The following is a 14,306-nucleotide window of genomic DNA, read 5'->3' on the forward strand; positions in this document are numbered from 1 at the left end:
TCCTGCTTACACCTGCAAGCCGTAATTCCGGCAAAGTGATGCCAGACCGCCGGAAAACCCGCTGCCGATGGCGTTAAACTTCCACTCAGCCCCATGGCGGTAAAGCTCACAAACGACAACCGCCGTTTCAATCGAGAAGTCTTCCCCTAAATCGAAACGAAGCAGTTCATTCTGGGTGTTTTCATCGACGACACGCACGAACGCGTTCGACACTTGTCCGAAATTTTGGCCGCGCGCTTCCGCATCATGAATCGTGACGGTGATGCCGATCTTTTCAATATTTGCGGGTATTTTTGAGAAGTCGACGATAATTTGTTCATCGTCTCCCTCGCCCTCGCCCGTCCGGTTGTCTCCCGTATGGATGACACCCCCGCTTGGGTGTTCCAGGTTATTGTAGAAAACAAAATCAAGATCATTTACACAGTTGTCATGGGCATCGACAAGAAAAGCCGACGCGTCAAGGTCAAAGTCATGCCCTCCGGAGTACTTGTTCGTATCCCAGCCTAAGCCGATCACCGCTTTTGTAAGGCCGGGGTTCGTTTTTGTCAGATCAACACGCTGTCCTTTCGCCAATTGAATAGCCATGTGCCGTCTCTCCCTTCTGTGTGTGATATGGTTCAGCCGATTTGCAGGCCGTAATCTGTCGCAATACGGGCCAGTCCGCCTTGGTAGCCTGAGCCGATCGCGGAAAATTTCCATTCGCCGTTATGTCTGTAAAGCTCCCCTGCGATAATGGCTGTTTCAATTGAGAAATCTTCAGCCAGATCATAGCGGATCAGCTCCTCATTTGTCTCTTCATTGACAATGCGCACGAACGCGTTGGAAACTTGTCCGAAGTTTTGGCCGCGCGCTTCCGCTTCATGAATCGTGATGACGAATGAAATTTTGTCAATAGCCGCGGGCACCGCGCTCAGGTTGACTCTTACGCTTTCGTCATCGCCCTCGCCCTGGCCTGTCAGGTTGTCGCCTGAATGTGCGACAGAGCCGTTTCCGCCTTCAAGCTGATTATAGAAAATGAAATCATCAGGCGACGCGCATCTTCCTGCTTCATTTAATAGAAAGACGCTGGAATCTAAATCAAAATCATGTCCGCCGTCGTATTTGTTTGTATCCCAGCCAAGGCCGACAACGACTTTAGAAAGACCCGGATTTGTTTTAGTCAAATCTACTTTTTGTCCTTTTGCCAATGAAATTGCCATGTGTGCACTCTCCTTTTTATCGTTTAGGCGTATCGGTTAACGATATCGCCGATTTTTGTATCGTTTGTGCCTTCTCCTACTGCGGCGAATTTCCACTCGCCGTCCTGGCGGTAGATTTCAGCCGCGATCAGGCTCGTTCTGCCTGAATAGTTATCTCTTAAATTGTAAGTCACCAGTTCTTCGCGATTAGCCTGATCAACGACGCGAATGAACGCGTTTTGAATCATGCCGAAGTCCTGTTTTCGTCTGACGCAGTCGTAAATATTGACGACAAACACAAGTTTATTAATCTGAGCGGGCACTTTCGCCAAATCGATGAGGATTTGTTCATCATCGCCGTCGCCTTCACCCGTCAGGTTGTCACCCGTATGTACGACACCGCCGCACCGGCTTTTCAGATTGCCGAAATAGATGACGTTTTTGCTGTCTGTCATTTTATCATTTTCAAGCATCAGTACGGAAGCGTCACAGTCGATATTGGCACCGCCTCCGCCGAACAGCTTTCCGAAAAAGCCCCCGGATGATACAGGGTCCCAGCCGAGTCCGACCAGCAGTTTTGACAGGCCGGCTTTTCCTTTTGTTAAATCAATCCGCTGTCCTTTTTGTAAAGAGATCGCCATATGATTCACTCCTATTCTGTAAGGGTGCCGCTAAGCACGCCGCAAGTGCGCATTTTTACTAAATTCCGGGACAAGAATCCCGGTGTTTATTAAGATATACGTCTTTTATTATATCAAAGTTTCATAAAACATAAGAATTTTTGGCGAAAAACGGCGAAAAATTACTTCCTATATTCTCCTTCGTTCCGGAGAAAATAGAGAAAACAAAGAAATTGACGAAGACTGAACATTTTTCCTATCCTTGTATCAATACATGTCAGGAAAGGGGCAGACGAGTGATTGATTTAAGCATACTTGATCAGGCGCCCGTATCCAAAGGAAACGGGCCGCACGAGACGCTCCGCCGTTCAGCGGAGCTCGCCCGCCTCAGTGAAGGATGGGGCTATAAGCGGTACTGGTTTGCCGAGCATCACGGCACAAGAGGGCTCGCAAGCGTTTCGCCGGAAATTATGATCGCTCATACCGCCGCAGCCACAACGTCCATCCGTGTCGGATCAGGCGGCGTGCTGCTGCCGCAGTACAGCCCCTATAAAGTCGCGGAAACTTTCCGTCAGCTTGAGGCGCTGCACCCGAACCGGATTGACCTTGGGGTCGGACGCTCACCGGGCGGCACGACGAAAATCCGGCTCGCCCTCACAGACGGGGTAAAGAAAAGCATGACCGAGTTTAACAGGCAGCTTCAGGATTTATCATCCTTTCTGACAGATTCGGTTCCCTCGGACCATGCTTATGCAGGAATAAAAACAGCGCCTTTGATTGAAACAGCCCCGCAGCTTTGGGTGCTCGGCCTCGGGGAAAACAGCGCCAGACGCGCCGCTCTTCAAGGTGCGGGCTATGTCTTCGGCCATTTCATTAATCCGGAACGCGGGGAAAAAGCTTTTCAGATCTATCGGGACCATTTCCGGGCCTCCGCCCATTTTTCCGCTCCCGCCTCGCTCTGTGCCATTTTCGTCATATGCGCGGCTACGGATGAGAAAGCGGAAGAACTCGCCTTAAGCCAGGATTTATGGCTTCTTCGTGTCGGAAAAGGCGCCGACAGCCGCGTGCCGAGTGTGGAAGAAGCGAAGGCTTATCCGTATTCGCCGGAGGATCGTAAACAGATAGAAGAAAACAGGAAGCGGATGGTGATCGGCTCTCCTGCCGCAGTGAAACGCCGTCTGCTTGAACTTTCTGCGCGGTATCAGACAAAAGAGATGATGGTGCTGTGCAACGTCTTTGATTTCGAAGCAAAAAAAGAGTCATATGAGCGTCTTGCTGATATATTTCTGTAAAAAAAAGCCGTCAAACGGAGCAGCAGATGAGACTGCTGCACCGCTTAACGGCGGTTTTTTCGTTCTTTTCCTTTTTTAAACGCATTCCAAATCCCCTGCAGCGTAAACCCGAGCAGAAGCAGAATGATTAACAGTAAAGTGATTGACGGCCCCGGAGGCGTTCCGAGCTGGTACGAAGACGTCAGCCCCATGAACACACTGAAAAGAGAAATAATAATGGCTGCCGCAAACACCCATTTAAACCCTTTGGCAATACGGATTGCAAAAGCCGCGGGCAGTACGAGGAGCGCGGAAACGAGCAGCACGCCGATAATCGGAATAATGACCGAAATCGCCAGCCCCGTCACGATGCTGAATGACATTGACAGCAGGTTTGTGTTAATGCCTGATGTCTTCGCCGTCGCCTCGTCAAAAGTAAGCAGATAGAGCGGTCTGTTTAATATAATGAAATAAAGCAGAATCAGCAGGGTAATGCCTCCGATAATATAGACCTGCTGCTGGCTGACCGTGACAAGCGATCCAAATAAATATTGATCGATGCTCATCGACGCGCCGCCTTTTGACAGGCTGATCAGAAACATCGCAAACGACAGCCCGGCCGCCATTAAGATTGCGATAGATACCTCGGAATATGTACGGTACGCCCGCCGCATGTATTCAATGCCGATCGCTCCGATCGTGACGACAACGATGCTCGCCGCCGTAATATTGGTACTGAGAAAAAAACCGATGGCCACGCCCGACAATGAAATATGAGACAGCGTATCCGCCATCAGCGCCTGTCTTCTCAGCACGAGATATACGCCTAATATCGGCGCCATAATTCCGATCATGCTTCCCGCTAGAAAAGCTCGTCGCATGAATTCCAAGTCAAACATTTCCATCCGCCTTTTTCCCCCCTTTCAAGCCGTATGACTTTATCCAGATACTGCTGTACTTCGTTTTGTTCGTGTGTCACCATGACGACAGTGCGGTTGTGATTTTTCACCTGATGGTGCATAAATTCGTAGAAACCCTGTCTGCTTTCATAATCAACCGCGGTTGTCGGCTCATCAAGCATCAGCAGATCCGGATTGCTCGCAAGCATTCTCGCAATGCAGATTTTCTGCTTCTGTCCGCCGGATAAATCGCCGATTTTCCGGTGGCGGAAATCCCACATTTCCACCATCTTCAGCGCGTTTTCCACCTCGTGGTGATCCGTTTCGTTCAATCGTTTAAACCATTTTCCTTTCGTATAACGGCCTGATTGCACAAGCTCCAGAACCGTGCTTGGGAATCCTGCGTTAAATGAAGAAATCTGCTGCGGAACATAGCCGATTGTCAGGCGTTTTCCGGCTGCGTTCTTTTTACTGATCTCGGCCGTTCCTTCCCAAGGTCTGAGCATGCCGAGCATGACTTTCATCAGCGTCGATTTTGACGCGCCGTTCGGTCCTGTAATGCCGACGAATTCGCCGCTTTTGATTTCCAGCGACACGCCGTCAAGCACGGGTGTATGCGAATAACCAAAAACGATATCCTGTAATGTAACGAGATTCATGCTGACCTTCCTTTCCCGCATAGAAATAGTGTGCACCCCGCGGCGCACACTATGTTATTTAACCAATAGCGAATCTTTCAGTGCATCAAGGTTTTTCTCCATAATGTCGATATACCCGATGCCTTTATCCCGTTCTTTTTGGCTTAAACCTTCCAGTGTATTGAGCACTTCCGTTTTCGCGCCGATTTCACCGGCAAGCGTATCTGCAACTTTAGGCGATGCAACTTCTTCAAAGTAGATGATCTTCACATCATGCTTTTTGGCAAACGTTTTGAGATCCGCCAGTTTGGCCGCACTCGGCTCTTCTTCAGGAGAAAGGCCTGCAATCGCGACTTGTTTTAAGCCGTATTCTTTGGCGAGATAGCTGAATGCCGCGTGCTGTGTGATCAATTCTTTTTTCGCCGCTTTATTTAATGTTGTACGGTATAGTTTATCAAGATCCTGCAGTTTTGCAATATATTCTTTACTATTTTTCTCATAGTATTCTTTATTCTTCGGGTCCTGTTTTACGATCTGCGCCGTAATGGTTTTGACCTCTTTTTGCGCAAGAACCGGGCTGAGCCACACGTGAGGATCCATGCTGTGGCTGTGGTCATGACCGCCGTGTCCATGTTCCTCTTCCTCTTCATCCGAACCTTCGAGTAAGTCAATTCCTTTCGACGCCTTTACAAACTTCGCATGATCAGAGCCCATGCTTTTTTCCGCTGAAGGAACCCATGTCTCCATATATTCGCTGTTGTATACGAAAAGATCGGCGTTTTGAATGCCGGCGATATCCTTCGGCGTCGGCTCCCAATCATGGGGTTCGACCGAAGACGGGATGAGAATGTCTACATCGCCTTTGTCTTTGACAATTTGTTTCGTGAATTCGTACATAGGATAAAAGGTCGTCACGACGTGCAGTTTGCCGCTTTTTGAAGAACCTGACGAACCTTTTGAAGGTGAATTGCCGCAGCCCGCCGCGATTAAAAAGCATGCCGCAATGACAATGATTCCGCTCCATTTTTTTAACAAGCCGTTTCCCCCTGTTCTGTAAATCAGAATGATGACGATTTCCAAAGCGTACTTTCTCGTTCATTTGTTACCTATACCATAATAAAACGAAGTAATTACGTTTTGCAAGATATTTTTTTCTAAATTGATATCCAATTTATCTAAAAAGCCCCCGCCATGTATGGACGGGGGCGTCCTATCACATATCAGGCAAGCAGATAAACTCTTGTTTCGTATGGGCGGAATGTGATGCGGGATTCCGTGCCGCTGTCATTATCATAGTTGCTGAGAAGCAGCTCGGCCCTTTCAGGTTCGGAACCGTCCGGCCAATAAAAAGCGGCTTCTTCTTTCGATACGTTGCTGATGGACATGAGTTTTTGTCCGTTTGCCTGTCTTTCATACACGAACAGCTGCGGGTCATCAGGAAGCAGCAGCGTGTAGCTGCCTTTTATGATATCAGCATACTGTTTTCGCAGGCGGATCAGTTTTTTGTAAAAGTTCAATATAGAATCGGGATCATCCTGAGCCTCGGCCGCATTGACGGTTTTGTAATTGGAATTGACCGCGAGCCACGGTTCGCCCTCCGTAAATCCGGCATTCTTGCTGCCGTCCCACTGCATCGGTGTACGGGCATGGTCCCGGCTTTTCGCCATAATGGACGCCATGACTTCTTCCCTGTTCCGGCCCATTTCAAATACCCTTTTATGATACATATTGATGGTCTGAATATCTTGATAATCCTCTATTCTGTCAAACGGAGCGTTTGTCATGCCGATTTCTTCCCCCTGGTAAATGTACGGCGTGCCTTTCATGAAATAAAGCAGGGCGGCAAGCATTTTGGCGGATGCTTTGCGGTATGTGCCTTCGTCTCCGAAACGGGATACGATCCGGGGCTGGTCATGATTGCACCAATACAGCGTATTCCAGCCTCGATGTTCCAGTTTTTCCTGCCAATCTGTGAGCACTTTCTTTAAATCGGACAGCTCAAGCGGTTTTACATCCCAATGCTCTTGGCCCGGCTTTTGATCAAGCTCCATATGCTGAAAATGAAAAATCATATTCAGTTCATGCTCATCGGTTCCCGTGTAGACCAGCCCTTCTTCAGGCGTCACTGATCCGGACTCGCCGACCGACATCACGTTATATTTGGAAAATACCTCTTTCGTCATTTCTTTTAAGTAATCATGTATCCGTGCCCCGTTTGGCCGAAAAGGCTTCGGATCGGCCCGGCGGGCGATGTAATCTTCATATGGCGGCAAATATTCTTTTTTTGACAGAAGATGGAGCTGGTCTATACGCAATCCGTCCACGCCTTTATCGAGCCAAAATCTCATCATCTCGTATACTGATTGCCGAACCTCGGGATTTTCCCAATTCAGATCGGCTTGTTTGACGGCGTTCATATGCAGGTAATATTCGCCCGTATGTTCTTCGTACTGCCAGACGGATTGTCCGTAATCCGACACCCAATCGGTCGGCGGGCCGTCCGCGGTGCCCGGCCGCCAAATATAATAATCGCGGTATTTGCTGTCCGGATTCATTTCCGCCTCTTTGAACCAAGGATGCTCCGTGGAGGTATGATTTAAGACGAAATCCATCACAAGCTTTAATCCGCGGCTGCGGCATTCTGTAAGCAGATCGTGAAAGTCCTCCATCGTTCCGTAAGATTCCATAATCGCTTGATGATCCGTCACATCGTAGCCGTTATCGACGTTTGGCGACGGGTAAATCGGGCAGATCCATATCACATCAGCGCCAAGTTCTTTTATATAATCGAGACGCGCGATAATCCCCCGCAGGTCGCCTATACCATCGCCGTTCGTATCTTGAAAGCTTCGCGGATAGATTTGATAGACAACGGCGTCTTTCCACCAGTCATTCTCCATCTTGCGGCCCTCCTGTTTTTTAGAGAACCATTTCCTTTATGATCCTTCCCTAAACAAAAAAGAGAAGGTTTCCCCCTCTCTTTTATCTGTCCAGCTGAGACGGATAAAGCGTCATGCCTCCGTCGACGAAAAGTGTCGTTCCGGTTACGTAACTCGCTTCTTCCGACACCATCCATGCGGCGGCCGCGGCGACTTCTTCCGGTTTTCCGAAGGCGTTCATCGGAATTTTTTTCAGCTGGGCCTGTTTATGTGTTTCATCTTCCAGATCCTTATTGGACTCCGTGGCGATCGTGCCGGGAGCGATGGCATTCACCCGGATGCCTTTGTCTGCGTAATTGAGCGCCATCGTTTCCGTCATCATTTTGATTCCGCCTTTGGATGCCGAGTACTGCACGTTTTCAGGACGGGGTATTTGCTGATGAACGCTCGATATGTTTAAGACCGTTCCTTTTTTGCCGCGCTCGAGCATATGTTTCAGTGCCGCTTTCGCCCCCAAAAAGGTGCCGGTCACGTTGACGTCGATGACCCTTTGCCAATCCTCCAGGCTCATTTCATGGGGCATCGCTTCGGCCCCGTTAAAGCCGGAATTGTTGACCATCACGTCCACACCCCCGAAATGCTCCTGGGCGGCATCAAACAGCGCCTGAATCCCTTCTTCTGAGGATACATCGGCTTTTACGGTGACGGCTCTGCCTCCCGCTTTCTCAATGATGTCCGCCGCTTCTTCCGCTCCGGCGGAATCACCGAGGTAGTTCACAACCACATTCATCCGCTCCTTGCCGAAGCGTTCGGCAATGGCTTTTCCGATTCCTTTCGAAGAACCTGTTACGATTGCTGTTTTTCCCTGTAAATCCTGATACATTGTCTCATTTCCTCCCTGATGTTAATACAGAGCATGTACCCGGTTTTGATCGGCCGAAAACAAAAGAGATCATAAAAAGAACGATGAAGCCGAAGCTCCCTCGTTCTTTTTTTCATTATGCGTAGTTGTTCATTTGCAGCCTTTTTTGCACGCCGACAAGCCTGCTGAAAAAATAAGATGCCGCTTTGTAGTTCTCCCGTTTATGAAAGAAATGAGCCGCGTCCTGAAGCAGTTCCTCTGTGTCAGCCAACAGCTCTTTTGATTCCAGGATGTCAAAATACTCTTTGAGCGAATCCTGTCCGCCTTCCCCCTGATAAAGCTCTTTAATCAGACGGAATTTCGTCATATAGATCTCATCTTCCCACTCCGCCGCGCTTCTCATGCCCCGCGCGCAGCTGGCGGCGGCTTCACTGTATTTTTCCGTTTTAAAGTAGATATGCGTGAGTGAAAAAACAGCCTGGATGACCTGCCGGAAGCTGTGTGCTTCAAATCCGGCAGCCGCCCGTTCAAAATCCTCCGCCGCCTTGCAAAAGTCACCCAGACTGTACATACAGTGCCCGATATTATAATAGGCCGCAGCAATCATATATTGATCATCAAGCCGCTCCGCGTGTTCCAAGGCGCATTCGAGGTATTCCAGCGCTTTTTTATGCTGCTGGGCGTCCATCAGATTTCCGGCAATGATAAATTTGCACTGCACCCTTCTCATTCCGTATAATTCATATTTCTTGTAAATATCAAGCGCCTGTCCCGCGTAATTCATCGAAAAGAAAGTCTGCTTGATATGATAGTACACCTCAGAAATTTTATACAGAAACTCGGCTTTCTCTATGTCATCTTCCACATATTCAAGCTTTTCCTCAGCCCGCTTATAATGAGAAATCGCTGAGATGAAGTTTTTCTGCTTAAATTCATACATTCCCCTGAAATAGTAAAAATAATATTCCAGTAAGCCGGTCAGCTTTTGCTGGTTCATCTCAATCTCAGTGAGCATTTCAGAGAACGGAGGCTGGCAGTCGCCGTCTTTCATGGGTTTTAATTTATCCAGCATGATGCGGTGCCGAAATTCCATCAATGAAAAATACAACAATAAATCCTGGTTCTCTTCCATATCTTCGAGTTCATATTGAATCTCCCGCTTCAGCGCTTCAGCTTGATCGGCTTCAAACGCGCGGATCAGCTTATACCATTCATTCATCTTTACGGCCACTTCTTCAGATGGAATCTTGGATTTCATAGATTTGCCTCCTTCCTCCGGCTACTAATTATGTTATATTTTATCATAGCAAATTTATGGCAGTGAGCAAACAAAGATTTTACTCAATTAAAGAAAGAGAGAATTCACCATGAAACGACCAGTCAGAATTGCGCTGCTTTTGATCCTCTTCTTTTCCGCAGACCTATGTTTTTCCTATGTGCAGAAAGAATTGAGGCCGCAGACGGCATTACAAGACAGAGCCATTCCAAGCGCTCTTCATCCGCTCGTGAAACAGAATGCGGAGCTATTGCAGACGGCCGCTCTGAACAAAGGCATCACCGTCGTTATCACAGAGGGTTTCAGATCAATTGAGGAACAAAACGAATTGTACCGTCAAGGACGTTCAAAAAAAGGAAATATCGTCACCTACGCAAAAGGCGGGGAATCTTACCACAATTACGGCCTTGCGATCGACTTCGCCCTGCAAAAAAAGGATGGAAGCCTGATTTGGGATATGACGTACGACGGAAACCGAAACGGCACGCCCGATTGGCTTGAGGTCGTATCGATTGCCAAAACGCTCGGTTTTGATTGGGGAGGCGATTGGAGAGGCTTTAAAGATTATCCTCATTTACAAATGATCCCTGGCTAATAAAACCTTTTCTTTTTTCGCTTTTGCGCATCAATGTACGGAGGATAGACAGGCCTGTACACAAGCTTATATCCTTCATTGCCGGACGGCGTAAAATCGCGCTGCCACTCCAGCCGCAGATGGAAATCGGATAAAAAAGCGGCCTTTGCTTCTTCGGGAGTAACGGCCGGCACCGGATTGATCTTCTCCAGCTGCTCCGGGTCAATGTCAGGCGCCATGTAAGCTTCCACAAGCCCCGTTACGGGACTGACAAGTATTCTCGCAGCGCCGAACCGCAGCGGAATATCCTGATGCCATATGGAAAAATGGAAGCGGAACCTGCCCCTTCCGTCCGTTTTCAGCGGGTTCATTTTAAAAAACTCGTCCGCTCTCGGATAAAGCTTGTATAAAAATTGAAGCGCGACGGCCTCACACTCTTCCGCAGAATAAAAGGCCGGGCCCTGATGCTCAATAAAAGATTTAAAGGCTGTCATTTTCCCTGACTTTTTGTCCGTTTTCATCTTCATTGTATTTTTGTTGCTGCTTTCAAAATAGCTTTCGATACTCAAATCTTTCCGTTCCGGAACCGACCCTTTCCGCCATGTCGTTCCGATCTCATCCCCGAGATCGCGCCGGCGCGTCTGAACCATATCCGAGGTAAACCCCATTAATTCATCCAGGCTGATTTCCCGTTTATGTTCAAACGCGGGAAGCGGTTTTGCCGGCTCATTCCTGTCTTCGCAAAGCTGCTGATCCGGCACGATATCATCTTCACCGGCCGGATAGCTGTAAGCCGGCAGAATCGGTTCATAGACGAGACGCGGTATTTTCTCAAAATTGACCACATCATAGACGAGACTGAATGTCAGCACACTCATGTAATGCGAGACGACTTTTTCCCGATCGACGAATGTTTCCGGGACGGGCGCTTCACCCTTATCCCCGTAATAGATAAACTGCACGACGAAGCCGCTCCTGGTTACATCAACGAAAAAACCTGAATCGGGAAGCGGCCGGCCGAGCACTTTTTTTGTATAGATAAATCGGATGCACCCATTGCGTTCTTCCCTCGCCTGAAAGATGAAATTCATAAAAGTAAGCGGGCGGTGTCTCGCCGCAAACCGAAGAGCCGTCAGCTTTAATTCGGCGTCTGACAGCTGCATGTCTGAACCCGGACAGTCGTTGCGTGAATAGGTAAGCAAAGATCCGTCGTCGCCCAGCTCAATCGTGACCGTTTTATCCGGATGGTTACGATCTTTCCATATATAATAGGCTTTCGTTTTTTGTTTTTCATCATAATCTTCTATTTCAAGCTCATAGTCCGGCGGTATGTTCCCGATTTCCAGCGCTTTTTTTCTCAGATGTTCTTTCAGCAATGGGGTCATCCTTTCAGAAGAGTGTATAAAAAAGAACTGTTTTTTATTATATAAAAACGTCCTTATCCTTTTAAAGGGAAGAAAGTGCCTTTTATGTGTCTATTTTTAGCAAAGAGGGAAAAGAGCCGTATTCAGAGCGGCTCTTTTTCATACAAATGTCACATTCCCCGCGAAAGCCCCGGGACGAACGCCCATGACCTTCAGCCTATTAAACTCGTGATCGCTTCCCCTGTATGAGCCTCAATAAACAGCGGGAAAACCGGCTTGTATACGAGCCTGTACACTTTTCCGCAGCTGTCGTCATCGTAACAACGATCCCAAGCGAGCTCGGCTTTGATGGCCCGGCGGATCGCGTCCTTCGCCTCTTCCATTGTCAATGAAGGAACGGGATCGATTTCCTGGAGCTCTTTCGGATCAATTTCCGGCGGCATATAAAAAGTGACAAGACCCGTCTTTTTGCTGACACAGATTCTCCCCTCTCCGAATCGCAAATCAACGCCGCCCGAACAAGCCTTATATGTAAGTCCCACGTTTTCTCCTTCATCATCCGGCTCATCATATTGAACCCGGAAATACTGATCCGCTTCCGGAAACATGGCGAATAAAAAGCGGATGGCCATGTGATGGCATTCTTCCTCGGAAAACACCGGTTCGCCTTCAACTTTTATAAATGACATCACCCCGGTGAGCCGGCCCGATTCTTTATCATACCTTGTTTTCAATACGTGTTCATTCCGTTCTTTAAACAGACTTTCAAAGCTTTTATCTTCCCGTACGGATTTTGTTTTTTCAGGACGCCAGGCAACGCCGATACAGCCCTCTCCAAGATCGCTTTCCCTCTCTTTATAAAAACCGTCGTGCAGCCCGATCATGTCATTGATGCTCAACTTTTCCGCTTCAGGTGCAGGGCGTGAAATCGGGACATACGGCCGCGTGTCGTCTTCCAGCTCTTCATATTCGTCTAATTCTACATTCTCTTCCTTCAGGTCGGCCGATATCGGCCGGGTCGGAGACACGATTTCATAGACGAGATGGGGCTTGTCATCCCCCTGCACATAGACGGACTGATGCAGGACGCTGAACAACAGCTCTGCTTCAATATGTTTGACAAAGTGAGCCAATGCTTCCCGCTTGTCCGCAATTGTCTCCGGTCTTAACAGATCATCGGCCTTCCCATGGTAAGAAAAGCCGGTTACTTCCCCTGTCACAGCCAGGTCGATGTAAAACCCGGTCAGCGGAAGCGGCAGACCGTCAGCCATCTGAACATAGGAATATCTCACATCGCCATCATTTGCGGGTCCGTTTTTTTCCGGTTCAAACTCAGCCAATGCCCCCGGACGATGGGTTTCTAAAAACGCCCGCATCCGTTCTTCTATGTCCGATTCCGAAAGAGCCGGCAGATCAGTCTGGAAAGCCGGACGGGATAAGTATTTCAGTTTTCCGTCCCGGTCTAATTCGACAATGATGCCGGCTTCCGGATCATTCTTATCTTCCCACCAAAACAGAACCTCATCTTCCTGGTATTCTTCCACATTACTCTCGTAGCGGGCAGGTACGTTTCCGATTCGGAGAGCCAGCTGTTTCAACTCTTCTTTTTTCATCATAACACTTCCTTTTCTTCCAAAAAGATTGATGATTACCAAGACTCTTTTATACAAAACTAGTATAATTAACCTGTCTGTCTTCATGACTATCGAATTAATCATTAACAACAGGGGGTAAACCAGATGTCCATCAAAAAAATGAGCGCCGTGTTTTTCATTCTGCTTCTCACGGCATTTACCGCCGCGTGCAACAGCGAAACGAGCGGCGGCCAGGAAAGCAGCACGGCGAAAGTGAAAATAAAAGAGACGGCATGGGCCGCTTCAGACGATACTGAACATCCGGCCGCGCTGAAAGTAACGGTCACCGTCAAAAATACGGGCAAAGACCCGCTTACCGTCAAAAGCAGCGACTTCTCGCTTTATCAGGATGACGCGAAAACAGCCAAGACCGATAAGGAAGACTTGATGCAGAGCGGCACGCTTCATGCGGGTAAGACAGTGACGGGCAATCTGTACTTCACGGCTGACGAAGGCAAATCCTATGAATTGGTATATCAGCCGCAGGCAAAAGACGCGAAGCCTTTATCTTATAAACTGAAAGTCAAAGGCACAGCCTCCAACACAAAACCTGACCCGGCGGACGCATTATCCGCATACATTGATGTGATGCTGTACGGCAAGCACAATAAAGATTTCACCCGCCTGACCGGTGTAAATGAAAAAATGACGGCCGCCGCATATCAGGAATCGGCGAAAGCCAGCTTTATCGCTTCTGCAGGTATATCACAAGAACAGGCGGATTCAAAAGCCATTTCCGCTATTATTGACGCCATGTCATCAGCGCTTCGGGATAACACAGAGCTCAAGGTGCATACCAAGTCCATGTCAGGCAAAAAAGCCGTCCTTGAAGCAAAAGTGACGCCGCTTGATATGTCTCCGCTTGCGGGCCAGCTGCAAGACCGCGTGCAAGACTATGCCGGAAAGCACCCTGATGCTGATGAAAACGAAATTGTCAGCCACCTGCTTTCTGTCTATCCGGAAGAGTTTATGCGCCTCAAACCGGCTTCTTCTTCTGTTACAAGAGAAATCGAGATGAAGAAAAACGCCCGCGGCCAGTGGTATCTGGATACAGACGCCGATCTGGAAGGATTGACAGAAGCGTTTTTGAAAACGTCCTGACAACAAGAAA

General features: G+C 48.4%; 14 protein-coding genes. 3 read left to right on the forward strand and 11 right to left on the reverse strand.

Annotation, left to right across the window (positions count from 1 at the left end):
* Positions 1 to 6 precede the first annotated feature (6 nt).
* The 3 genes from D5S11_RS13710 to D5S11_RS13720 are packed head-to-tail and all read right to left on the reverse strand — an operon-like array spanning position 7 to position 1,819.
* On the reverse strand, positions 7 to 585 hold the full coding sequence (locus D5S11_RS13710; protein WP_038456899.1) for a TerD family protein: 579 nt from the start codon (positions 583 to 585) through the stop codon (positions 7 to 9).
* A 32-nt stretch (positions 586 to 617) separates the two neighbouring features.
* On the reverse strand, positions 618 to 1,199 hold the full coding sequence (locus tag D5S11_RS13715; RefSeq protein ID WP_003156648.1) for a TerD family protein: 582 nt from the start codon (positions 1,197 to 1,199) through the stop codon (positions 618 to 620).
* Between the two features lie 23 nt (positions 1,200 to 1,222).
* Complete coding sequence (locus tag D5S11_RS13720; RefSeq protein WP_015239102.1) at positions 1,223 to 1,819, reverse strand: TerD family protein; 597 nt, start codon at positions 1,817 to 1,819, stop codon at positions 1,223 to 1,225.
* Positions 1,820 to 2,094: 275 nt separating this feature from the next.
* Here D5S11_RS13720 and D5S11_RS13725 point away from each other — a divergent pair, with 275 nt between their 5' ends.
* A complete protein-coding gene (locus tag D5S11_RS13725) occupies positions 2,095 to 3,090 on the forward strand; it encodes an LLM class flavin-dependent oxidoreductase (RefSeq protein WP_029973930.1) in 996 nt (331 codons plus the stop codon).
* 44 nt (positions 3,091 to 3,134) lie between these two features.
* Here the strand turns inward: D5S11_RS13725 and D5S11_RS13730 are convergent, their stop codons facing one another.
* The 6 genes from D5S11_RS13730 to D5S11_RS13755 form a co-directional block, all read right to left on the reverse strand.
* Positions 3,135 to 3,974, reverse strand: coding sequence for a metal ABC transporter permease (locus tag D5S11_RS13730; RefSeq protein ID WP_007409044.1), 840 nt, complete (start codon positions 3,972 to 3,974; stop codon positions 3,135 to 3,137).
* Positions 3,932 to 4,627 carry a metal ABC transporter ATP-binding protein gene (locus tag D5S11_RS13735; protein ID WP_003156655.1) on the reverse strand — a complete coding sequence of 232 codons (696 nt, stop codon included), beginning with the start codon at positions 4,625 to 4,627 and terminating at the stop codon, positions 3,932 to 3,934. The genes D5S11_RS13730 and D5S11_RS13735 overlap by 43 nt, the downstream gene beginning before the upstream one ends.
* 54 nt (positions 4,628 to 4,681) lie before the next feature.
* Positions 4,682 to 5,641 (reverse strand): metal ABC transporter substrate-binding protein, encoded by a 960-nt coding sequence (locus D5S11_RS13740; RefSeq protein ID WP_108725309.1) that lies wholly within the window; start codon positions 5,639 to 5,641, stop codon positions 4,682 to 4,684.
* Between the two features lie 185 nt (positions 5,642 to 5,826).
* Positions 5,827 to 7,506, reverse strand: a complete 1,680-nt coding sequence (locus D5S11_RS13745) for a glycoside hydrolase family 13 protein (RefSeq protein WP_108725179.1) — start codon at positions 7,504 to 7,506, stop codon at positions 5,827 to 5,829.
* 82 nt (positions 7,507 to 7,588) lie between these two features.
* Complete coding sequence (locus tag D5S11_RS13750) at positions 7,589 to 8,368, reverse strand: glucose 1-dehydrogenase (RefSeq protein WP_007409041.1); 780 nt, start codon at positions 8,366 to 8,368, stop codon at positions 7,589 to 7,591.
* 115 nt (positions 8,369 to 8,483) lie between these two features.
* Positions 8,484 to 9,605, reverse strand: coding sequence for a response regulator aspartate phosphatase (locus D5S11_RS13755; RefSeq protein WP_007409040.1), 1,122 nt, complete (start codon positions 9,603 to 9,605; stop codon positions 8,484 to 8,486).
* Positions 9,606 to 9,714: 109 nt separating this feature from the next.
* On the opposite strand from D5S11_RS13755, the gene D5S11_RS13760 reads away from it, so the two are divergent.
* Positions 9,715 to 10,218: a peptidoglycan L-alanyl-D-glutamate endopeptidase CwlK gene (locus D5S11_RS13760; protein WP_007409039.1), complete on the forward strand. Its 504-nt coding sequence runs from the start codon at positions 9,715 to 9,717 to the stop codon at positions 10,216 to 10,218.
* Here D5S11_RS13760 and D5S11_RS13765 read toward each other — a convergent pair.
* Together D5S11_RS13765 and D5S11_RS13770 are read right to left on the reverse strand one after the other, a co-directional pair.
* A complete protein-coding gene (locus D5S11_RS13765) occupies positions 10,215 to 11,573 on the reverse strand; it encodes a YcdB/YcdC domain-containing protein (RefSeq protein ID WP_020955274.1) in 1,359 nt (452 codons plus the stop codon). The genes D5S11_RS13760 and D5S11_RS13765 overlap by 4 nt on opposite strands.
* A 200-nt stretch (positions 11,574 to 11,773) precedes the next feature.
* The gene (locus D5S11_RS13770) at positions 11,774 to 13,174 is read right to left on the reverse strand and encodes a YcdB/YcdC domain-containing protein (RefSeq protein WP_108725180.1); all 1,401 of its coding nucleotides are present in this window, start codon (positions 13,172 to 13,174) and stop codon (positions 11,774 to 11,776) included.
* 126 nt (positions 13,175 to 13,300) lie between these two features.
* On the opposite strand from D5S11_RS13770, the gene D5S11_RS13775 reads away from it, so the two are divergent.
* Positions 13,301 to 14,296: a DUF5105 domain-containing protein gene (locus tag D5S11_RS13775; protein WP_108725181.1), complete on the forward strand. Its 996-nt coding sequence runs from the start codon at positions 13,301 to 13,303 to the stop codon at positions 14,294 to 14,296.
* The last annotated feature ends 10 nt before the right edge of the window (positions 14,297 to 14,306 follow it).

Source organism: Bacillus sp. L75, from assembly GCF_003676355.1.
GTDB lineage: Bacteria > Bacillota > Bacilli > Bacillales > Bacillaceae > Bacillus > Bacillus velezensis.

What these genes read in the sequence shown, in the direction of transcription:
- D5S11_RS13710 (WP_038456899.1), bottom strand. Translation starts at nt 585, where the DNA reads ATGGCTATTCAATTGGCGAAAGGACAGCGTGTTGATCTGACAAAAACG.
- D5S11_RS13715 (WP_003156648.1), bottom strand. Translation starts at nt 1,199, where the DNA reads ATGGCAATTTCATTGGCAAAAGGACAAAAAGTAGATTTGACTAAAACA.
- D5S11_RS13720 (WP_015239102.1), bottom strand. Translation starts at nt 1,819, where the DNA reads ATGGCGATCTCTTTACAAAAAGGACAGCGGATTGATTTAACAAAAGGA.
- D5S11_RS13730 (WP_007409044.1), bottom strand. Translation starts at nt 3,974, where the DNA reads ATGGAAATGTTTGACTTGGAATTCATGCGACGAGCTTTTCTAGCGGGA.
- D5S11_RS13735 (WP_003156655.1), bottom strand. Translation starts at nt 4,627, where the DNA reads ATGAATCTCGTTACATTACAGGATATCGTTTTTGGTTATTCGCATACA.
- D5S11_RS13745 (WP_108725179.1), bottom strand. Translation starts at nt 7,506, where the DNA reads ATGGAGAATGACTGGTGGAAAGACGCCGTTGTCTATCAAATCTATCCG.
- D5S11_RS13750 (WP_007409041.1), bottom strand. Translation starts at nt 8,368, where the DNA reads ATGTATCAGGATTTACAGGGAAAAACAGCAATCGTAACAGGTTCTTCG.
- D5S11_RS13755 (WP_007409040.1), bottom strand. Translation starts at nt 9,605, where the DNA reads ATGAAATCCAAGATTCCATCTGAAGAAGTGGCCGTAAAGATGAATGAA.
- D5S11_RS13760 (WP_007409039.1), top strand. Translation starts at nt 9,715, where the DNA reads ATGAAACGACCAGTCAGAATTGCGCTGCTTTTGATCCTCTTCTTTTCC.
- D5S11_RS13770 (WP_108725180.1), bottom strand. Translation starts at nt 13,174, where the DNA reads ATGAAAAAAGAAGAGTTGAAACAGCTGGCTCTCCGAATCGGAAACGTA.
- D5S11_RS13775 (WP_108725181.1), top strand. Translation starts at nt 13,301, where the DNA reads ATGTCCATCAAAAAAATGAGCGCCGTGTTTTTCATTCTGCTTCTCACG.